This window comes from Meiothermus sp., from assembly GCF_025056915.1.
Lineage (GTDB): Bacteria > Deinococcota > Deinococci > Deinococcales > Thermaceae > Meiothermus.
Genome location: NZ_JANWVH010000034.1, coordinates 1 through 18,010, shown reverse-complemented (window position 1 = coordinate 18,010; position 18,010 = coordinate 1). Strand labels below are relative to the sequence as shown.

The following is an 18,010-nucleotide window of genomic DNA, read 5'->3' as shown; positions in this document are numbered from 1 at the left end:
GGCCATCTCTGCTGGAACACCTTGCAAACTGCAGGAGTGGTGAGGCAGGGGGCAGGTGTCGCAAATTACCACCCACCTCCGACCGCGCTCTCCCACCCTGTGCTTGAAACTGGCTTAGCGCTCTTCACAGGTGTGGCCGCCCACGAAAACGAGAAGAGACAAGCAGATGTGCTTCACCGAGGTGAGGCCCGCTTGTCTGCGTTGCGTCTGGGCCTAGACGCATGTTTTCGAGTTTCCAGGCGGCCACTATTTTGTTCAGAACCAGGCTTGCTCGAACTCGAATGGCTCATAGTATGCGAAGAGCGCTCTATATGCCCAAAGCTGGTATTCATGGGCCTGAAGCTGGCATCCGGTCTTGCCGATAGTCAAATGGTCCAAAGCCCCTCCGAACTGCCAACCCACCCTTTCGGAGGCCATGCCAAAAGCTGCTTCGGGTAATCTGAGCAGGATGCGGGTCTTGAAGGTTGCCCTGCCCCTGCCTATTGAGCCCATGTCGTACCTGCCCCCCCATGCCGCGCAGGGGGACGATGCGCTGGGCTGCCGGGTGGTGGTGCCCTGGCGGGGCGAGCTGCGGGTGGGGTTGGTGGTGGGGCGTGAAGAGGGCCAGCACAAAAGCTTTGCCCTGCGGGAGGCGGTGGCTTATCTCGACCCCAGGCCGTGGCTGGGGCCTGCCGAAATTGACTTCCTGACGCTGGCCGCCCGCGATAACTTTTGCCCGGTGGGCACGCTTTTGAACGACCTGCTCCCCTTCCTCGAGCCCCCCCTGCAACACCGCGTGCGGCTCGTGCCGGAGGCCGACCCGGCGGTGCTGCCGAGGGGCTTGGAAGCCCTGGCCGGAGGCTGGCAGGAGGCCCGGGGCTTCGACCCCAAGCTGCTGGATTACCTGCGCGAGGCCGGGGTTTTGCAGGAGGAAGTGGCCGAGCAGCGCAGCCAGCGGCAGGCCCTGGTGGTGTTGAAGGAACCCTCGGAAAAGCTTGGCGAGAAAGCCCGCGCCGCCTGGTATGCCCTGCGCGACCTGGGCCGGGCCGAGAGCATGGCGGCCCTGGCCCGGGCGGCAGGGGTGGGGGTGGGGGTGGTGAAGGGCCTCTTGGACAAGGGCTACATTGGCTTCGTGGAGGTGGAACCGGCCTCCGAAGCGGTGGCGCGGAGACTCGAGCCCCTCGAGCTGCCTTTCGTTCCGGCGCGGCTGGAGGGGGGGCGGTTGATGGAGCGCATCCGCGCCCTGGGGGCTTTGCTACAAAAAGAAGCGGCGCTGGTGCTTTTTCCCGAGGTCTCGCTGCTCAAGAAGTTCCAGCCCTTCTTCCCCCAGGCTGTGGTTTTCCACGGCGAGATGAAGCCAGAGGAGCGCCGCAAGGCGTGGGCAGAGATGAGCGCCGGGCAGGGGAGGGCCTCGGTGCTCTGCACCTACCAGGGCTTGCTCCTGCCGGTGGGGGCAGAGCGGGTGGTGGTGGTGGAGGAGGCTGCGGAAGCCTACAAGCTGCCGGGGGGCTCGAGGGCCTTCGTTCCCCGGCTGGCCCGGCTTCGGGCCTGGGGGCTGGGGGTTCCCCTGCACTTCTGGTCGGGCGTCAACAGTGCCGAGGTCTGGGACGAGCCTGCCTACTCCCTCCCTCCGCCCAGCCCCCGCCTGCACCTGCTGGATTTGCGCCAGGAGCGGGGCTGGCCCATTTCCGGTGCGGCCTTGGCCCTGCTGGGGCAGGTGCAGGAAAAAAAGCGCCAGGCCATTTTGCTCTCGGCCAGGCGGGGCTACAGCGCGGTGCTGCGCTGCAAAGAGTGCGACTGGAAAGCCATGTGCCCCAACTGCGCCCTGCCGCTGCGCTACCACCGGAGTGGCCGGGCGGGCCTGCTCCAGTGCCACCAGTGCGGCCACGAGCAAAAGGCCCCCGAGCTTTGCCCGAGCTGCCAGTCGGATGTCTTCGACCCCAAGGGGCCGGGGGTGGAGTGGCTCCTGGAAGCTTTGGCCCAGCACCTCCCGGCCCTGCCCCGCTACCGCTATACCGCCGACGCCAAGGACGACCTGCGCCCCCTGCTCTCGAGCGAGCCGGGCGTGCTGGTGGGCACCACCGCCATTTTGCGGGGGCCGGTTCTACCCGAATTGGCCCTGGTACTCTTACCCTATGCCGACGGCTTTGTGCTCGGGTCCGATTTTCGCGCCGCCGAGCGCTACCACCGGCTTTTGTGGCAGCTGGCCGACCTGCACCCCCATCGCCGCCCCCTGCTGGTTTTGCAGACCTTCGAGCCCAGCCACCCGGCCCACCAGGCCCTAAAGCAGGCCGACCCCAGGGGTTTTATGGAGAAGGAGCTGGCCCTGCGCCGCGCTCTGGGCTACCCCCCTGCGAGCCGCATGGTGAAGCTCGAGGTCGCCCACCCCAAGGAGCCCGTAGCCCGCGACGCCATCCTCCAGCTTTCCGCCGCGCTAAAACCCAAAGCCGAACCCGGCGAGATGCTGGGCCCGGCCCCGGCCCCCGTGGCCCGCCTGCGCGGCCAGTATGTGTTTCACCTCCTGCTCAAAAGCTCCGAGGCGCGAATTCAGACCCTGATGGAAAACCTGCCCCCCGTGCGCGGGGCGAGGCTGCGCATAGACCCCGACCCCCAGAGCTTTGTGGGGTTGTTGGAGGACTGATGCTGGATAGGATGAGCGCATGGCCTTCACCATCCGCCCCTATGCGCCCACCGACCTGCCCCACCTTTACTGCGTCTGCCTGCTCACCGGCGACAGCGGGGCTGATGCCAGCGGGCTGTACCGCGACCCCGACCTGCTGGGCCATTTCTACGCCGCGCCCTATGCGGTGCATGAACCCGACCTGACCTTTGTCCTCACCGACCAAGCCGGGGTGTGCGGCTATGTGCTGGGCTGCCGCGATTCAATGGAGTTCGCTGCCTGGATGGAGACCCAATGGCTGCCCCCGCTGCGGCAAAGGTATCCCCTGCCGCCCGAAGGAGATACCTCAAAAGATGCCGCCATGATTCGCCTTATTCACAAAGGCTACCTTCCCTCGAGCCTCACCCCTGAGTACCCCGCCCACCTGCACATAGACCTGCTGCCCAGGGCCCAGGGCCAGGGCCAGGGCCGCAAGCTGATGCAGGTGTTCCTGAACCGCCTGCGCGGGCTGGGCGTTCCGGGCGTGCACCTGGGGGTGGGTCAGCGCAACGCGGGTGCGGTGGCCTTCTACGAGCGCATGGGGTTTGTGCGCTTGCAGACTTTTCCCTGGGGCTACGAGTACGGCCTGAAGCTGTGACGCTGGTGGCTGCCGAGCTAGCCTTTCGCCAACACTCCAAGCGAGGCAAAGCGACGTGAGAAATCTGGTGCGGTATGGTTCGTCACCCCTCGCCAGTACCGTTGCACCGTGTGCGCCTTGGAATGACGGGAGGAGGTCAAGAAGGGGCTTGCATACCGGGCCATCACCAGGGGCTTACCGACGGCTTTGTGACCAGACCCCTCGCCTTTAGCCGGAGGCAATCAGGGCAATGGCCACCAGCGAGAGCAACACCCCTACGGTCTGGCCCCGGCTCAAGTGCTCGCGTAGCAAAGCCCAGGCCAGGAGGGCCGTAAAGGCCGGATAAAGCGAGGAAATAACGGCGGCCACATCCAGCCGACCGGTCTGGGCGGCCACCAGAAAAAGCACGCTGCCCCCGGCATCCAGCACCCCCGCCAGACCCACCCAACCCAGGCTGGCGGTCAGTCGGGTCGCCCGCCGGAAGGCCCCCAGCCAAAAAACCAGCCCCAGCGTCAGGGTTGCGGCCACCAGCTTGACCAGGGCCGAGGGCCAGAACAAGCCCTCCACCGGGTGAATCAGGGCGAAGTAGCCCCCAAAGCCCAGCCCGGCCAAAAATGCGAAGCCCAGGCCCCGCGCAGGGCCCGCGTGGCCCTCGGGGCGGGCGGCCAGCCAGACGCCCAGAAGCCCCACCCCAAAGCCCAGCAGTTGCAACGGGGTGGGCAGACCCTCCAGCCCAAACCCCACCAAAGCTGCCAGGGCCGCCCCCACCACCCCGGCTATGGGCGCGGCCAGCCCCATCTGCCCGGCCTCTAAGGCCCGGTACAAAAACACCAGCCCCACGCAGCCCGCCGCCCCTGCGGCCACGCTCCAGGGGATGTCTCGAGGTTGGAAGGCTTCGGCCCGCAGCAAGGCCAGCGTCACAAAGAGCAAAAACCCGGTTGCGTGCACCAGCAGGGCAATCAGGTAGGGGTTGAGCCGTCGGGAGGCCACCCCCCCGCTAAAGTCGCCCGCACCCCAGGAGATGGCCGATAACAACGCAAAAAAAACCGCCGCCAGTTCAGCATTCATGAGGGTCTCCACGGGAAACGCATACTCGTCATCGCGTTTTTGGGTCTTGTGGCTAAACTTTGCCTTCAGGCAATCAAGCGGGCAGCCCCGAGGTGACCCATGCCTAGCGCTGGGTGTCCTGGAGCCAGCTCACGAAGCTATTGACCACATCTGCACTGCCAATCAGGTCGGGCTGGCGCACCACCGCTTCCAGGAAGGCCCGCACCACCGCTTCGTCGGCTTTTTCCAGCAGCTCGACAATGCGCTGGCCGCTGTAGGGGCCTCGAGCGAGCGGACGGTTCAGGCTGGGATTTCGCCGGGCGCTTGGGGCGGCCTCGCGCAGGGCAAGCTGCACCTGCTGGATGACCAGGGCCTCGCCCTGAGGGGAGAGCATCTGGGCGCTGCTTAGCAAAGGGGCGTTGTCCAGGTTGCGCAGCTCCACCCCCGCGGTATAGAGCTGGCGGGCCAGGCTGGGCTTCCCGGCGGTGAGGGGAAGGCGGGCGCTGGCCGAGCCGTAGAGCACCTCGAGGGTGTAGCCCCCCTCTGCGGGCAGACGGACTGCGGCCCCGGTCTGGACCAGGCCGGTGGTCAGGGGGCGGGCCGAGACCGGCTTCTGGACGCTCTGCAACACCTGGCCCTGGGCATCCAGCAGGCGGGTGACCAGGGTTCCCGAACCCAGGTAGGGAAAGCCCTCGAGCCTGACTTCGGGGAAGACCGCCTCACCCGCCGAAAAGGGACGGGCCTCGAGGTCATCGGCCCGCAGCATCAGGCGTTGCACCGAGACCGTAGTTTTGGCCTCTTCCATCTGCTGGATGGCGCGCTTCGCCCAGGCCGCCAATGGGCTTTTGGGGTAGTTTTGCAGAAAGTTTCTGTAATGCCCTATGGCCTGCTCCCTCAGACCGGCCCGCTCGGCCAGGTAGCCCTGCCAGAACCGCAGCCGGGGCGCCTGGGCCTCCTGCAAGTCCTCCAGGGCTGCCTCGAATTCCGAACCTTCGTCCACCCGCAGGGCCAGGTTGTAGGCCTCGCGCGCGCCCAGATGGTCGCCGTAGAGGGCCCGCACCAGGCCCAGGTTGTAGGCGGGCACGGCGTATTCTTCGCGGGCTCGAGCCTCCAGCCGCAGCGCTCGCAACGAAGAGCGAACCGAGCGGGCGTAATGGCCCTGCAGGTAGTGGGCCCAGCCCAGGTTGGTCCAGTAGAGGTTTTTCTCGGGCAGCAGGGCTGCGGCACGCTCGAGGGCCTCCTGGGCAAGCCGGGGGTTCTTCTCGTCAAACGCGACAAAACTCAGCTCCTCCCAGGCCAGGGGCATCTCGGGGGCAATTTCGGTCAGGTTGCGGGCCACCGCGCCCCACTGCTTGTCCTCCAGGCCGCGAAACAGCAGCAGGGCCGTGAGCCGCTCATACACCCTCCCTTCGGCCAGCTGGCGGGCGGCCTTCAGCGCCTCGGTGCGGCGGCGCTCGGAGAAATCCACCAGGGCCTGATAGGCCGGCGGCAGCCTGTTCTGCCGCACCTGGCTCCAGAAATCCTGCTGTTCTCGGGGAAGTTGTTCGATGATCAGCAGCGAGGCCACCCCATTCTCGCGCAGGGCCACCGCGGCCCGGTAGTAGGGGAGGGGGAGAGGGGGGTTCTGCACCGTCAGGTCGCCCCCGGCCAGGCGGGCCAAGTCGTCGTTCTGGGCGGCCTCGAGCCTCCACCTGCCCGCCCTGACACCCAGCTGGGCTGCCGTCCAGAATAGCGCCAGCTCGGGCCGGCTAAAGCGGGCGCTTCGAACGCCCCGGGCATCGGCCAGAAAGACCTTCAGACAGCCCTGAGGGTTGGCCTGCCCCACCAAGACCCAGCTTGCCCCGGTAATCTCGCGGGCCAGCCGCGCGCCTCCGGCGGTGCTCAGGGAGCCCGCCGCCAGGTCGTAGCTGCCCTGCCAGGGCATATCGGGCAGCAGGATTGCGGCCAGCGAAGGCGGCGCCACCCCCAGCCCGCTCGCCACTGCCTGCGCGAGGGCATGGCCGCCTGGCCCGGCAAAGGGCAGCACGATGCCCCGCTGCGCAGGCCCAGCCTGATGGTTGGGCTGGCTCAGCGCCGAGGCTCCGAAGACCACCAGCAGCAGCACCCAAAACCGGCCTGTCATGGGGTCATCTTACCTGGGCTACCCGCCTGTGTAAGGGCTCGAGCTACACTGCTGAAATGAAGCCATGGCTGCGGCATGGGCTGGTGTTGGGTATCATTGCGCTCCTGAGCTTCAGCCCCCTCCTGCTGGCGCTGCTGGCCGGCGCCTTTGCACAGGCCAATGGCTGTACCCTGCACGAAGGGTATGTCAACCCCTGCGTGGTAGGGGGGCGGGATTACGGCGAAACCCTATACACGCTGGGGGTGATGGGCTGGTTCTCTCTGCTCACCTTGCCGGGCGGGATGCTGGCCACAGGCTTGTATTTGCTGGTGGTATGGTTCCGCCGAGCCTCGAGCGGAACCCACAAATGAGCCTCCGGGCCTTGAGCCCTGAGCCTTCTGCCTTTAGCCTGAAGAGCGGTGCGTTTGTTGCGGCTTAGGCAAAAGAACTTTCGGAACCTGAGCAGTCCCCTGTTTGCCCCGGGGGCCGGCCTCACCACCATTGTGGGGGGCAACGCCCAGGGCAAGACCAACCTGCTCGAGGCCATCGAGCTGGTGCTGGGCGGGGAGCTGCGCAACGGCATGACCGAACGCATCGCCTTTGGCGAGAGCGAGGCCTGGGTGCACGCCGAGATCGAGACCCAGTTCGGCAACAGCCGCCTGGAAGTCCGGCTCAGCCGCGAGGGCCGCGAGCACAAGCTCAACGAGGCCCCGGCCTCGCTGCGCGAGCTTTCGCAACTGCCGGGGGCGGTGCTGCTGGGCCCCGACGACCTCGAGCTGGTGCTGGGGCCGCCGGAGGAGCGCCGCCGCTTCCTGGATCTGCTGCTCTCGCGCTTTTCGGCCCGCTACCGGGCCATGTTGGGCCAGTACAGCCGGGCCTTGCAGCAGCGCAACGCCCTATTGAAAAGCGCCCCCCCCAGAAAAGAGGGCGGTGCGTTGCAGGCTTCCATTGGCGTCTGGAACCAGGAGCTGGTCAAGTACGGCAGCGAGATTCTCAGCCTGCGCCGGCGTATGCTCTCCAAGCTGACCCCCCTGGCCCGGGAGGCCTACCGCGAGCTCGCGCCGGGGGAGCTGAGCTTAGAGCTCTTCGAGACCACCGACCCCGAGCGCTTCTTGCAGGCCCTGGAGGACAACCTGCCCGACGACCTCCAGCGCGGCGCCACCAGCGTAGGCCCCCACCGCGACGACCTGACCATCCGGCTCTCGGGCCGCGAGGCCGCCCGGTTTGGGAGCCGGGGGGAGTGCCGCAGCATCGCCCTGGCTTTGCGCCTGGCCGAGCACCGCCTGCTCTGGCAGCACTACGAGGAGGCCCCGCTGTTGCTGGTTGACGAATGGAACACCGAGCTGGACGCCCGCCGCCGGAGGGCCTTGCTGGAGTATGCCCAGAGCCTGCCCCAGGCCATTCTGGCAGGGCTGGAAACCCCCGGTGGGGGGGCCGTGGTCGAGATAGAGGCGGGGGTGTGGGGTTAGATGCCGAAGGAAAGCGCCAGCTTGGAGACCATCCGCGAGGCCCAGCGCGGCCTGGCCTGGGCCTTGCTGCTCTCGCTGGCCATTCTGGGCGGCATCGTGGCCCTGTTGACGGGCTTTACCCTGCTGCGCTTGCTGCCCCACGCCGGGTTGTTGGCGGCCTCGAGCGATTTCGTCACCCTGCCCACCGGCGAGCGGCTCCACCCCGCCTGGTTTCGCATGACCGTGGTGGCTTTTGCGGTCTCGCTGGGGCTTGGCGTGGCTTCGGTATGGGGTTTGCTCTGGCTGCGGCGGGCCTGGGAGCCTCCGGCGGCCAGCGCCAAACCGCAACCAAAGTCGGCGCAGAAAAGCCCGTCCAGAAAGAAGCGCAAACGCTGAAGGCGGGTTGGAAAGCCCTGGGCCGAAAGAGCGGGGCTCGAGCAGCCCTCAGGCCAGCAGCAGTCGAAGGCCCCCCAGCCAGGCCAGCCCCAGGGCCATCCACTCGAAGCGATCCTGCCGCAGGTAGTCCAAAAGCCGCCGGCCTGCCCAGGCCCCCAGCCCCACCGCGGGCAAAAGCCACAGGTTGAAGGCGAGCGACTCCCAGGTGATGAGGCCCAGCCCCACCGCAAAGGGCACCTTGAACAGGTTGACCACCAGGAAGTACCAGGCGAGGCTACCCACCACCTCGAGCTTTCCCATCCGCATGGCCAGCATATAAATCAGCACAAAAGGCCCTGCGGCATTGGCCACCATGGTGGTCAGACCGGCGGCCACCCCCAGCATGGGGGCAAAGGCAGGGTGCGCGGAGGTGGTCACGTCGTTCAGTCGGCGGGCCTTGCGGTAGAGCTGATAGCTGGTCATGCCCAGGATAATCGCCCCAATCGCCCATTGCACCTGTGCGTCGTTGCTGAAGTAGAGCACCACCGTTCCCAGGCCCACCCCCACGGCGGTCCAGGGGAAAATCCGCAGCAGCTCCTGCCAGCGGACGTTCCTGCGGAGCAGGCCGACCGCTATAAAATCGGCGCAGATGAGCACCGGCAGCAAAGCGCCGGTGGCCTCGCGGGCCGGAAGGATGCTGGCAAACAGAACCACCGCTATCGTCACCGCCCCCGATAGCCCGGTTTTGGAAGCACCCACCAGCCAGGCGGCCACAAAGGCAATGGCCCAGGCCTGAGGACTCAAATCCATTGCGCTACCATACCCCAAGCCGTCTCAACGTGCTGGGGGCGCTAGCCAAAGAACCTTTTTTTGTCTAGTTTTGAAGGTGATGTCCAAAGCCCGACCCTCCGCTGAAATTGTGGCCCAGATCCTGCGACAAAAAGGGTTTGGCCTGGGAATCGAGCGGGGCCGTGCCCTCCTCTTGTGGCCCGAAGTGGCCGGGCCCGCCCTCAGCGCCATAAGCGAGGCCGAGCGACTGGAGGAAGGGGTGCTTGTGGTGCGGGTGGCCGACTCGGTGGTGGCCCATCAGCTCACCTACCTGCGGGAGGAGTTTTTGCGCCGCTACCAGGAACAGTTGCCCGGCGTGGTGCGGGAACTGCGCTTCCAGGTGGGCGTGGCCAGGAAAAGCAAACCCCCAAGCCCCCCCGCACCCCCCCCTAAACTCAGTGCGGAAGACGAAGAGCGCCTGCGCAGGCTGGCCGAAGGCTCCCCTGAGGAGCTCCAGGGCGCAATTTTGCGGGCCGGAAGGGCAGTTTTGCAGAAGCAAAAAGCAAACCCCCACCCGCCCTGCCCCATCTGCGGCACCCCCAGTCCGGCGCATCCCTGCAAACCCTGCCAGAAGCTGCTAAACGAGCCTGCCATACAGCGTGAGGCCGGACGGCTCTCGCGCTTTCCGCTCAGGGCGCGCCTCGAGGGCAACCCCCTGCAAGCCGCCCGCTATCTGGCGCAAAAGAGGCTCGAGGCCCAGCTCCGCGATTTGCTGCCCCAGGTCATCCAGCAGCCCGAACTGATGCCCATCCTGCAAGACACCGCCAGGCGCTACTTGCAGCTTCGCACCGGCGAGAAAGACGTTCGGGCCTACCGCCATCTGCTGCCCGAAACACTGGCCTCGCTGCTCAAAGAGGTATGATTGAAGCACTGGCGGCCCTTTCCTGCCGGAGCGTTGGGGGCCCGCGCCTAGCGTATAAAGCCCAACCACAGAAAAACCCTACCCTGGAGGACACATGGCAACCGAAACCAAACCCAAAAGTGTTGGCGGCGACAGCAAAATGAAGGCGGGCCTGATCTGGTTCAATGGGCAACTGGTGCCCCAGGAAGAGGCCAAAGTCTCGGTGCTGACCCACGCCCTGCACTATGGCACCAGCATCTTCGAGGGCATTCGAGCCTACGAGACCCCCAAAGGCCCCGCCGTCTTCCGCCTGCAAGAGCACACCGAGCGCCTGTTCCACAGCGCCAAGGTGATGATGTTCGAAATGCCCTACACCCCCGAGCAAATCAACCAGGCCATTCTGGAGGTCATCAGGGCCAACGGCTACAAAAGCTGCTACATTCGCCCGCTGGCCTGGATGGGGGCCCACACCCTGGGCGTGAACCCCCTGCCCAACAACCCCGCCGAGGTCATGATTGCCGCCTGGGAATGGGGCACCTACCTGGGTGACGAGGCTGTGCGCAAGGGAGCCCGACTCATCACCTCGTCCTGGGCCCGCTTCCCTGCCAACGTGATGCCCGGCAAGGCCAAGGTGGGGGGCAACTACGTCAACAGCGCCCTGGCCCGCGTAGAGGCCCAGCAGGCCGGCGCCGACGAAGCCCTGCTGCTGGACAAAGAAGGCTTTGTGGCCGAAGGTTCGGGCGAAAACATCTTCTTTTTCCGGGGCGGGGTGCTGTATGCCGTGGAGCACTCGGTCAACCTGATGGGCATTACCCGCGACTCGGTCCTGACCCTTGCCCGCGACCTGGGCTACGAGGTGCGCGAGGTGCGGGCCACCCGCGACCAGCTCTACATGGCCGACGAGATGTTCATGGTCGGTACCGCTGCCGAGGTCACGCCCATCTCCTACCTCGACCACCGGGCCATCGGCTCTGGCAAGGCCGGTGAACACACCATGAAGCTCCGGGCCGCCTATATGGACGTGGTGCAGGGCAAAAACCCCAGCTACGAGCACTGGCTGACCTACGTGCAGTAACCCGGCTGTGTTTTGGTCGGATGGCCTGGCAGCAGCCGGGCCAGAGAGGGGGTCATGCAAGCGGGAACGTGGGCTTCAGGGCAATTGACCTGCCCCTTCCTGCATACAATCTTGTATGCACCTCAAAGTACAGACCCACAACCTGGTCGCCAAAACCCATACGGTCAAGGCGGGCACCTTTCCGGTGGCGCTGTACCACCAGCACCCCCACGGGGTGTACGTGGAGCGAGCTTTTGTCGGCCACCCCACCTTCCGCTACTGGAAGGCCCACATTCTGCCCGAGCAACACCTGCAAATTTGCCAGTACACCACCCACCAGGACGACTATCCCTTCGAGTTCTACATAGACATTGTGCAGGTCGAGCGGGAGGGGCATGTTCTGAAGGTCAGGGATTTGTACCTGGATCTTGGCATTGCACACAACGGAACCCTCACCCTGATGGACACCCACGAGCTATTCGAGGCGGTGGGCGCGGGCCTCATTGGACTGGACGAAGCCTTCCTGGCTACCCAAACCCTGCACGACCTGATCAACCGCCTGGGAGAGCACGAAAACAATCTGGATCGCACCCTGCAAGCCCAGGGGATTGCACTGAAATGGGATTGGAATCTATCCTCCACCCCTTGAGAAAATGTTGGTGCCGGTAGGTGGGTTCCCGATACCCTACACTTGGGGCCATGACCCCTTTTCGCAAATGGCAAGTCTTTGCACCCCTGGGCCTCACCCTCATTGGAGCGGGCATCTCCCTGACCGATCATGCCCGTTACCTAAAAGCCCAGGGGGAGCCCTGGTTCTGGCTGGGCACCCTGGGGCTGGTGGTGCTGAACTCGAGCGTGGCCCTGATGGCCGATGCGGTGAAGAATCGGGTGCTGTTTGAAATGGGTCATCGCAAGTAGAACAGCAGGGGTTGGGCTTGAATTCCGATAGCTGGAGGCTCAAGGCCGAAAGCTTGAACCGAGCGGATAGTTAACAGGCGATGGTCGAAGGCCGATTACGAAAAAACCTGTTGTGAGCAGGCCAAAGCTCGACGGAGCAGCTCAGAGGGGGAATCGTTTTGGCAAAAGGTCTTTTCGAGGATAAAGCCTGGACTTCAGAGTAGGCTGTGTATATGCGACTCGTCACCGTGTTCGGTTCGTCCAGGGTACAGCCCGGCACCCCGGCTTTTGCCGAGGCCCACGCTTGGGGGCGGGCCATTGGCCAGGCCGGGTTTGGCGTGGCTACGGGCGGGTACAACGGGGCTATGGAGGCCGTTTCGCAAGGGGTCAAGGAGGCCGGCGGGCTGGTGGTGGGCATCACCGCGCCCGTCCTGTTTCCCCACCGCGATGGGCCCAACGTGCACGTGGACCTGGAGCTGCCCTCCTCGTCGCTGCTAACCCGCATTGAGCGGCTCATTGACGTGGGGGTGGCCTGCCTGGCCCTGCCGGGCGGGGTAGGCACCTTAGCCGAAATCCTGGCGGCCTGGAACCTGAACCACATCGCCCAGATGCACGGCAAACCCCAGAAGCCCCTGGGGGTGCATGTGGGGTGGCTGGAGGTTGTTCGGGCGGGCCTCGAGGTCACCCCCGAGACCCTGGCCATGCTCACCCCAATAGACTCCCCACAAAGCCTCGAGGCCTTTCTGAGCGCGCTTGCTAACGCTCCAGCACCCGCAAAGTAAAGCTCACCTCGAGGCGGATGTTCTCATCCACGCTGAGCACCGATAGCACCCTGGGTTGCACCAGGCCAAAATCGCGGAAGGTGAAGCGGGTCTGGGCCTGCAAAAGGGCCGTGTCACCACGGAACTCCACCTCGCCCTCCCAGGTGACGCTTCGGACCACATCCCGAATTTTCAGGTCACCCACAATCTGCACCGCTGCTTTGCCGCTTTGCGGCAGTGGAAAGCTCAGGCCGCGCACCTCTTTGGGCACAAACTCGGCCAGGGGGAACTGCGCGGTGTTCAGGGTGTTGCGGCGAAGATAGTTGTCGCGGCGGGCTTCGTCGCTGGTGAGGGCCGAAAGGTCTACCGCAAAGCGCGACCCCTCCAAAGCCCGCCCGTTCCGGTCAAGGCGCACGCTGCCCTGCACCTGCTTGCTGACGCCCACGGCATCGGTGGGAAAGTTGATGCCCGCGAGCTGCTCGCGCACCCGGTAACGGGCCTCGCTCTGGGCGGGAATCAGCTCGAGGCGGCTCTGTGCCAGCCCCATCCCCAAAAAAAGCAGCACAAAAAGCAGCCGAACCACAGGCCCCCCTACTTCTTGGCCAGCAATGCAATCAGGTTCTTGAGATTATCGGCGGCGCGGGGCTGCTCTTTGAAGGGGTTGTAGGGCTTGCCCTGGGCCATGGCCTGGAAAAGCCCGCCCCGGTTGCCACCCCCCGGAGGCCCCTGGAAATTGCCCTGCCCCGCCTGGGGGTTCTGCCCGCTGGCCTGCTCCCGACGGCGGCGGGCTTCCTCCCTTTGCTTGAGGATGGTCTCGTCCATCCACTTGAGCTGGGCGGGGGTCAGGATGTTGTCCTCGATGTTGGAGAGAATTTTGCCGGCATCGGCGGGCTTGAGGTCGGCGCGGTTTTGCAGGTCGCGCAGAATGGGCAAGAGCTTCTGGGCCTGGGCCTTGGTGAAGGCCAACCCCCGCTGTTTCTCGAGCTCGTCCATCAGGCCCACCGTGGCTACAAGGTCGAAGACCGGACGGTAGGCCTCCAGCCGCTGCCGCATCTCGGGGGTGATGTTGGGCGGCCCCCCCTGGGCCAGCGCCACGCCTAAAGCCAGTGTGGCCAGCAGGCTCATCCATCTTTTCATGTACCCTCCTCAAACGCTCCTAGTCTGCAATGGCTTTATGTAGAAGTGGTAAAGAAAGGTCTGCTCTATGGTTGATGGTCTATTGCTTGTGGCCTTGGGCTTTCTACTCGTACCTGAGCGACTCCACCGGGTCGAGCCGGGCGGCCCTCGAGGCCGGGTAGTAGCCGAAGAAAACCCCCACCGCCACCGAGAACACAAAGGCCAGCACCATGCTGAAGGGGTCAAAGACCGGGGTCACCCGCAGCAGTTGCCCCACGCTGCGGGCCATGACCAGCCCCAGAACAATGCCCAGGATGCCACCGCCCACCGAGAGCACCACCGACTCCACCAGGAACTGGGTCAGGATGTCGCGGGGCTTGGCCCCCAGGGCCTTGCGGATGCCAATCTCGCGGGTGCGCTCGGTGACCGAGACCAGCATGATGTTCATGATGCCAATGCCGCCCACCAGCAGGCTAATCCCGGCCACTCCGCCCAAAAAGAGGGTCATGGTCTGGGTAACCTGGTTCACCGAGGCCAGCGCATCGGCCTGGTTCTGCACGCTGAAGTCGTACTCGCTGGGGTCGGTCACCTTGCGGCGCTGGGCCATGAAGTCGGTGAGGTCTTGCTGGAGTCGGGAGAGCGAGTTTTTATCCGGGGCCTGCACATAGATGGCGTTTACTCGAGGCTCGCCGCTGCTGCTGCGAGCAAGGCGCTGCAGGTAGGTTGAGAGCGGCACCATCACCTGGTAGTTGGGGCTGGCAAAGCCCGAGTCGCCCTTGTCGGGGAGCACCCCCACCACCGTGAAGGAGATGCCCGCAATGCGCAGGCGCTGGCCGATGGGGTCCTGGCCACCGAACAGATCCTGGGCAACGCCGTAGCCGATCACCGCCACCCGCCTTCGGCTTTGCACGTCGGCCTCGCTAAAGAAACTGCCCTCGGCGGGCTGGGCGTTGCGGACGCTGGCATAGTCGGGCCAGGTGCCAATCACCGTGGCATTCAGGTTGCTGGCCCCCACCTTGAGCTGCTGGTTGCTTTGCAGGGCGGGGGCCACCCCGGCCAGGCGGCCCGCAAAGGCTGCCCTAACCGCCTCGGCGTCGGCCAGGGTGATGGTCTGGGGGCCGCCAAAGCGCACCAGCCCAAAACCCCCACCCCGTCCCCCGGTGGCGCTGCCGATGGTGAGCAGGTTGGTGCCCAGGCTTTGCAGCGAGCGGGTGATGTTGGCTGTGGAGCCCTGGCCCACCATGGTCAGGGCCACCACCGCGGCCACCCCGATAATCACGCCCAGGGTGGTCAGCACCGAGCGCAGGGGGTTGCCCAGAATGGCCCGCCAGGCGATGCGAAACACCTGCCAGGGGTTCATGCCGGCCACGCGGGAGCGCACTTTTTTGGTGGGGTGTATGGCCGCGCTCATGCGAAGCCTCCTACGGGGCGCTTGCGGTGCGGGTTGGGGCCATCCGACTCGATCTGCCCATCGCGGATGCGCACGATGCGCCCGGTGTACTCGGCAATGTCGGGTTCGTGGGTGACCACAATCACGCAGGTGCCCTCGTCGTTTAGCTCCTGAAAGAGCCGCATCACCTCGGCGGCGGTTCTGGAGTCGAGGTTGCCGGTGGGCTCGTCGGCCAGCAGGATGGAGGGACGCATGGCGAGGGCCCGGGCCACCGCCACCCGCTGCTTCTGGCCCCCCGAAAGCTGCGAGGGCAGGTTTTTGAGCTTGTCGCCCAGCCCTACCTTTTGCAGCACCTCCACGGCCCGCTCCCGCCGTTCTTCAGCGCCGAAGCCCGCGTAGATGAGCGGTACCTCCACGTTTTCCAGCACGCTGAGGCGCGGCAGCAGGTGAAAGGCCTGGAAGACAAAGCCGATCTCCTGGTTGCGCACCTCGGCCCGCTCGTTTTCGGTGAGGGTGGTCACGTTCTGCCCGGCCAGATGGTAGTGCCCGCTGGTGGGCCGATCCAGCAGGCCGATAATCTGCATCAGGGTGGTCTTGCCCGAGCCCGAGGGCCCCATCAGGGCCACCATCTCGCCCTGGCGAATCTCCAGCGAAACCCCCTTGAGAGCCTCGAACTCGAGCGCCCCGCTCTTGTAAACCTTGCGCACCTGCTCGAGCGCGACCACCGTCATCGCCCACCTCCCGGAGGGGCACCCAAGGGCAGGCGCAGGCCGCCCTGTCCGCTTTGGCTGCTCGAGCTCGACGGCGTCCGGCTGGGCAGCACCACGGTCTGCCCCGGCTGGAGCCCTTCCCGAATCACCTGGTTTACCCCGTCGTCCGGTCCCAGCACCACCCGCACGGTCTCCTTGCTGCCGTCGGGCTGGAGCACGTCGACATAGGCCCGGTTGCGCACGGTCTGCACGGCCCGCTTGGGGACGGTCAGGGCGCCCTGAATCTCCTCGATGACGATCTCGCCCTCGGCGCTCATGCCGGGCCGCAGCTTGCGCTCGGGGTTGGGGATGTTCACGGTCACGTAGAAAAAGGCGATGTTTTGCTGAATCTGGGCCTTGGGGGCAATGGCGGTGACTTTTCCTTCAAAGGTTTCCCCGCTGAAGGCGTCCAGCGTCACCTCGACCTTTTGCCCCACCTTGACCCTGGCAATCTCGCTCTCGTCAATCTGCGCCGGCAGGTTCAGGCTGGAATCGTCAATCAGGGTGAGCAGGGCGGTGCTGTTGCTGACCGTGGCCCCCACCCCGATGCTGCCCACCTGGGCGTTCACTTCCGAGACCACGCCATCGAAGGGGGCGTAGATTTTGGTGGCAGCCAGGTTTTCCTCGGCGTTCTTGACCTCGAGCCGGGCCTGTTCCACCGCAATCTGGGCGTTGCGCAAATCCTGGGCGTTGGCGCTGCTGCGCAGCGAGAGGGCCTGCCGGGCGGTGTTCAGGTTGACCTGGGCTACCTCGAGGGCGGCCTGGGCCTTGGCGTAGGCGTCGCGGGCGCTTTGCAGGCTCTGGGCGCTGGCGCCGCCCAGGTCGTAGAGCTTCTGGGTGGCTTGCAGGTTGGTGCGGGCGGCCTCGAGGTCACGCCTGGCGTTGGCATAGGCCACCTCGGCACTGGCCACGCTCTGCCGGTTGGTGGCCTGGGCACTGGCCTGGTCGGCCCGCAGCTTGTCCAGGTTGGCCTGGGCCTTTTGCAGGGCCAGCCGGGCGTTTTCCAGGGCGCGGGTGTAGTTGGTGGGGTCGAGCTGCACGATGAGCTGCCCCTTCTGCACCCGGTCGCCCACGGTGGGCAGCTTGAGCACGGTGCCGTTGACGGCGGGCTTGACCGCAAGGGACTGAACGGGCTCGAGGGTGCCCGGCCCCGAGACCGAAACCCTGAACACCCCCTGCTGCACGGTGGCTGTTTCCACCGTGGGGGCGCTTGCAGCGGAAGCCTTGGGCCGGAGCAGCACATAAGCCGCCACCCCCAGCCCCACCACAACCAGGCCAACCAGGAGCCAGAGCCAGGGTACGCGGACACGTGGACGGGAACGGGTCATGTTCACCCCTCGATGTTCCTCCAGCATAGCCAAAGTTCGGTGTATGGAATGCGAAGGTTTGATGAAGATGGACCAGAGATTTGATTTTGGAAAGTGGTAGTATGCGTTAAATACCGATGAGCAAAAGGAGACCATTTCTGTAAAGGAACTGATTTTAGAGTTTTTCCCTACAAGTTGTTTTGACTTGTGCTATGTAACTCCACGCTAAAGAGTCCCATACGAAAGCATGACATTTCATCACCAGTAGGGCAGCTAAACGACAAGAGGCGCATAACATGCTTCTAGCACCTTCACTAAAAGAACTCCGAGAGGCCCTCAAAGAGAAACGGACGCCTTTGATTGGGATTATTTTCGCGCCACCTTATACCAGGGTTGCAAGAGAGAGAATCGTGCCGAGATTGGGTTACTTGAACGCTCGCACCGCCGAGCACATCCACTTCTTTTGTGCGGGATACGGGGCATACGGATTCGCGGAAGATGCTAAACCTATAGGCGAGGTTCGATACGACGACGGAAGAGTGATTCCATGGGAGTTTAGCCAACGCAAGTTCGCGGAGTTCGTGAACGAAATGGAGGCCACCACCTTTTGGAGGTATTCAGGTGAGGCGGACCTGATTTTGCTGGGATCAGACCTAGGCTTCTCGGATGCGATTGTCTTCGATATAGAAGCAATGCTGAAAGATGGAGCCATTGACAATCCGGCCAGGTTGTTTGAGGCAATCATCGAGTTTGCCCGTTCCCGCGGAGTGGATGCTTCGTCATACGAGCTCAGTAATAAGAAGGGCATTCGCTTGTTGGGAGAGGTTGCGTTAAGGGCTATCATTGATTTGTTGCCGAAACCACTCCAGAAACTTTGGAAT

Annotated in this window: 19 protein-coding genes; 11 read left to right on the top strand and 8 right to left on the bottom strand. The window is 64.8% G+C overall.

Annotation, left to right across the window (positions count from 1 at the left end):
- The first annotated feature begins 448 nt into the window (after nt 1–448).
- Together NZN28_RS07315 and NZN28_RS07310 are read left to right on the top strand one after the other, a co-directional pair.
- Nucleotides 449–2,620, top strand: coding sequence for a primosomal protein N' (locus NZN28_RS07315; protein WP_295396727.1), 2,172 nt, complete (start codon nt 449–451; stop codon nt 2,618–2,620).
- A gap of 19 nt (nt 2,621–2,639) precedes the next feature.
- Nucleotides 2,640–3,236: a GNAT family N-acetyltransferase gene (locus NZN28_RS07310; RefSeq protein ID WP_295396724.1), complete on the top strand. Its 597-nt coding sequence runs from the start codon at nt 2,640–2,642 to the stop codon at nt 3,234–3,236.
- A gap of 207 nt (nt 3,237–3,443) precedes the next feature.
- On the opposite strand, the gene NZN28_RS07305 is transcribed toward NZN28_RS07310, so the two are convergent.
- Nucleotides 3,444–4,283, bottom strand: coding sequence for a DMT family transporter (locus NZN28_RS07305; protein WP_295396720.1), 840 nt, complete (start codon nt 4,281–4,283; stop codon nt 3,444–3,446).
- Between the two features lie 103 nt (nt 4,284–4,386).
- Complete coding sequence (locus NZN28_RS07300; RefSeq protein WP_295396718.1) at nt 4,387–6,384, bottom strand: hypothetical protein; 1,998 nt, start codon at nt 6,382–6,384, stop codon at nt 4,387–4,389.
- 56 nt (nt 6,385–6,440) lie between these two features.
- Between NZN28_RS07300 and NZN28_RS07295 the strand changes: the two genes are divergently transcribed.
- Genes NZN28_RS07295 through NZN28_RS07285 form a run of 3 tightly spaced genes read left to right on the top strand, consistent with a single transcriptional unit; the run spans nt 6,441 to nt 8,207 of the window.
- On the top strand, nt 6,441–6,734 hold the full coding sequence (locus tag NZN28_RS07295; protein ID WP_295396715.1) for a hypothetical protein: 294 nt from the start codon (nt 6,441–6,443) through the stop codon (nt 6,732–6,734).
- 48 nt (nt 6,735–6,782) lie between these two features.
- Complete coding sequence (recF, locus tag NZN28_RS07290) at nt 6,783–7,832, top strand: DNA replication and repair protein RecF (RefSeq protein ID WP_295396710.1); 1,050 nt, start codon at nt 6,783–6,785, stop codon at nt 7,830–7,832.
- A complete protein-coding gene (locus NZN28_RS07285) occupies nt 7,833–8,207 on the top strand; it encodes a hypothetical protein (protein WP_295396707.1) in 375 nt (124 codons plus the stop codon). It abuts the gene before it with no gap.
- 48 nt (nt 8,208–8,255) lie between these two features.
- Here the strand turns inward: NZN28_RS07285 and NZN28_RS07280 are convergent, their stop codons facing one another.
- Nucleotides 8,256–8,996, bottom strand: a complete 741-nt coding sequence (locus NZN28_RS07280; RefSeq protein WP_295396704.1) for a sulfite exporter TauE/SafE family protein — start codon at nt 8,994–8,996, stop codon at nt 8,256–8,258.
- Nucleotides 8,997–9,075: 79 nt separating this feature from the next.
- Here NZN28_RS07280 and NZN28_RS07275 point away from each other — a divergent pair, with 79 nt between their 5' ends.
- The 5 genes from NZN28_RS07275 (at nt 9,076) to NZN28_RS07255 (ending at nt 12,588) form a co-directional block, all read left to right on the top strand.
- Complete coding sequence (locus NZN28_RS07275; protein ID WP_295396700.1) at nt 9,076–9,876, top strand: DUF721 domain-containing protein; 801 nt, start codon at nt 9,076–9,078, stop codon at nt 9,874–9,876.
- Nucleotides 9,877–9,970: 94 nt separating this feature from the next.
- On the top strand, nt 9,971–10,930 hold the full coding sequence (locus NZN28_RS07270; RefSeq protein ID WP_295396697.1) for a branched-chain amino acid transaminase: 960 nt from the start codon (nt 9,971–9,973) through the stop codon (nt 10,928–10,930).
- 115 nt (nt 10,931–11,045) lie between these two features.
- Nucleotides 11,046–11,558 carry a DUF402 domain-containing protein gene (locus tag NZN28_RS07265; RefSeq protein WP_295396694.1) on the top strand — a complete coding sequence of 171 codons (513 nt, stop codon included), beginning with the start codon at nt 11,046–11,048 and terminating at the stop codon, nt 11,556–11,558.
- 50 nt (nt 11,559–11,608) lie between these two features.
- A complete protein-coding gene (locus tag NZN28_RS07260; RefSeq protein ID WP_295396690.1) occupies nt 11,609–11,827 on the top strand; it encodes a hypothetical protein in 219 nt (72 codons plus the stop codon).
- Between the two features lie 212 nt (nt 11,828–12,039).
- Nucleotides 12,040–12,588: an LOG family protein gene (locus NZN28_RS07255; protein WP_295396687.1), complete on the top strand. Its 549-nt coding sequence runs from the start codon at nt 12,040–12,042 to the stop codon at nt 12,586–12,588.
- On the opposite strand, the gene NZN28_RS07250 is transcribed toward NZN28_RS07255, so the two are convergent.
- The 5 genes from NZN28_RS07250 to NZN28_RS07230 form a co-directional block, all read right to left on the bottom strand.
- Complete coding sequence (locus tag NZN28_RS07250; RefSeq protein ID WP_295396751.1) at nt 12,563–13,114, bottom strand: YceI family protein; 552 nt, start codon at nt 13,112–13,114, stop codon at nt 12,563–12,565. The genes NZN28_RS07255 and NZN28_RS07250 overlap by 26 nt on opposite strands.
- Before the next feature lie 44 nt (nt 13,115–13,158).
- Nucleotides 13,159–13,704 (bottom strand): hypothetical protein, encoded by a 546-nt coding sequence (locus NZN28_RS07245; RefSeq protein ID WP_295396684.1) that lies wholly within the window; start codon nt 13,702–13,704, stop codon nt 13,159–13,161.
- Between the two features lie 103 nt (nt 13,705–13,807).
- Nucleotides 13,808–15,094 carry an ABC transporter permease gene (locus NZN28_RS07240; protein ID WP_295396681.1) on the bottom strand — a complete coding sequence of 429 codons (1,287 nt, stop codon included), beginning with the start codon at nt 15,092–15,094 and terminating at the stop codon, nt 13,808–13,810.
- A complete protein-coding gene (locus tag NZN28_RS07235; RefSeq protein ID WP_295396679.1) occupies nt 15,091–15,804 on the bottom strand; it encodes an ABC transporter ATP-binding protein in 714 nt (237 codons plus the stop codon). The genes NZN28_RS07240 and NZN28_RS07235 overlap by 4 nt, the downstream gene beginning before the upstream one ends.
- On the bottom strand, nt 15,801–17,150 hold the full coding sequence (locus NZN28_RS07230) for an efflux RND transporter periplasmic adaptor subunit (RefSeq protein ID WP_295396677.1): 1,350 nt from the start codon (nt 17,148–17,150) through the stop codon (nt 15,801–15,803). The genes NZN28_RS07235 and NZN28_RS07230 overlap by 4 nt, the downstream gene beginning before the upstream one ends.
- A gap of 275 nt (nt 17,151–17,425) precedes the next feature.
- Here NZN28_RS07230 and NZN28_RS07225 point away from each other — a divergent pair.
- The coding region (locus tag NZN28_RS07225; protein WP_295396676.1) for a hypothetical protein at nt 17,426–18,010 on the top strand (585 nt) is incomplete at its 3' end.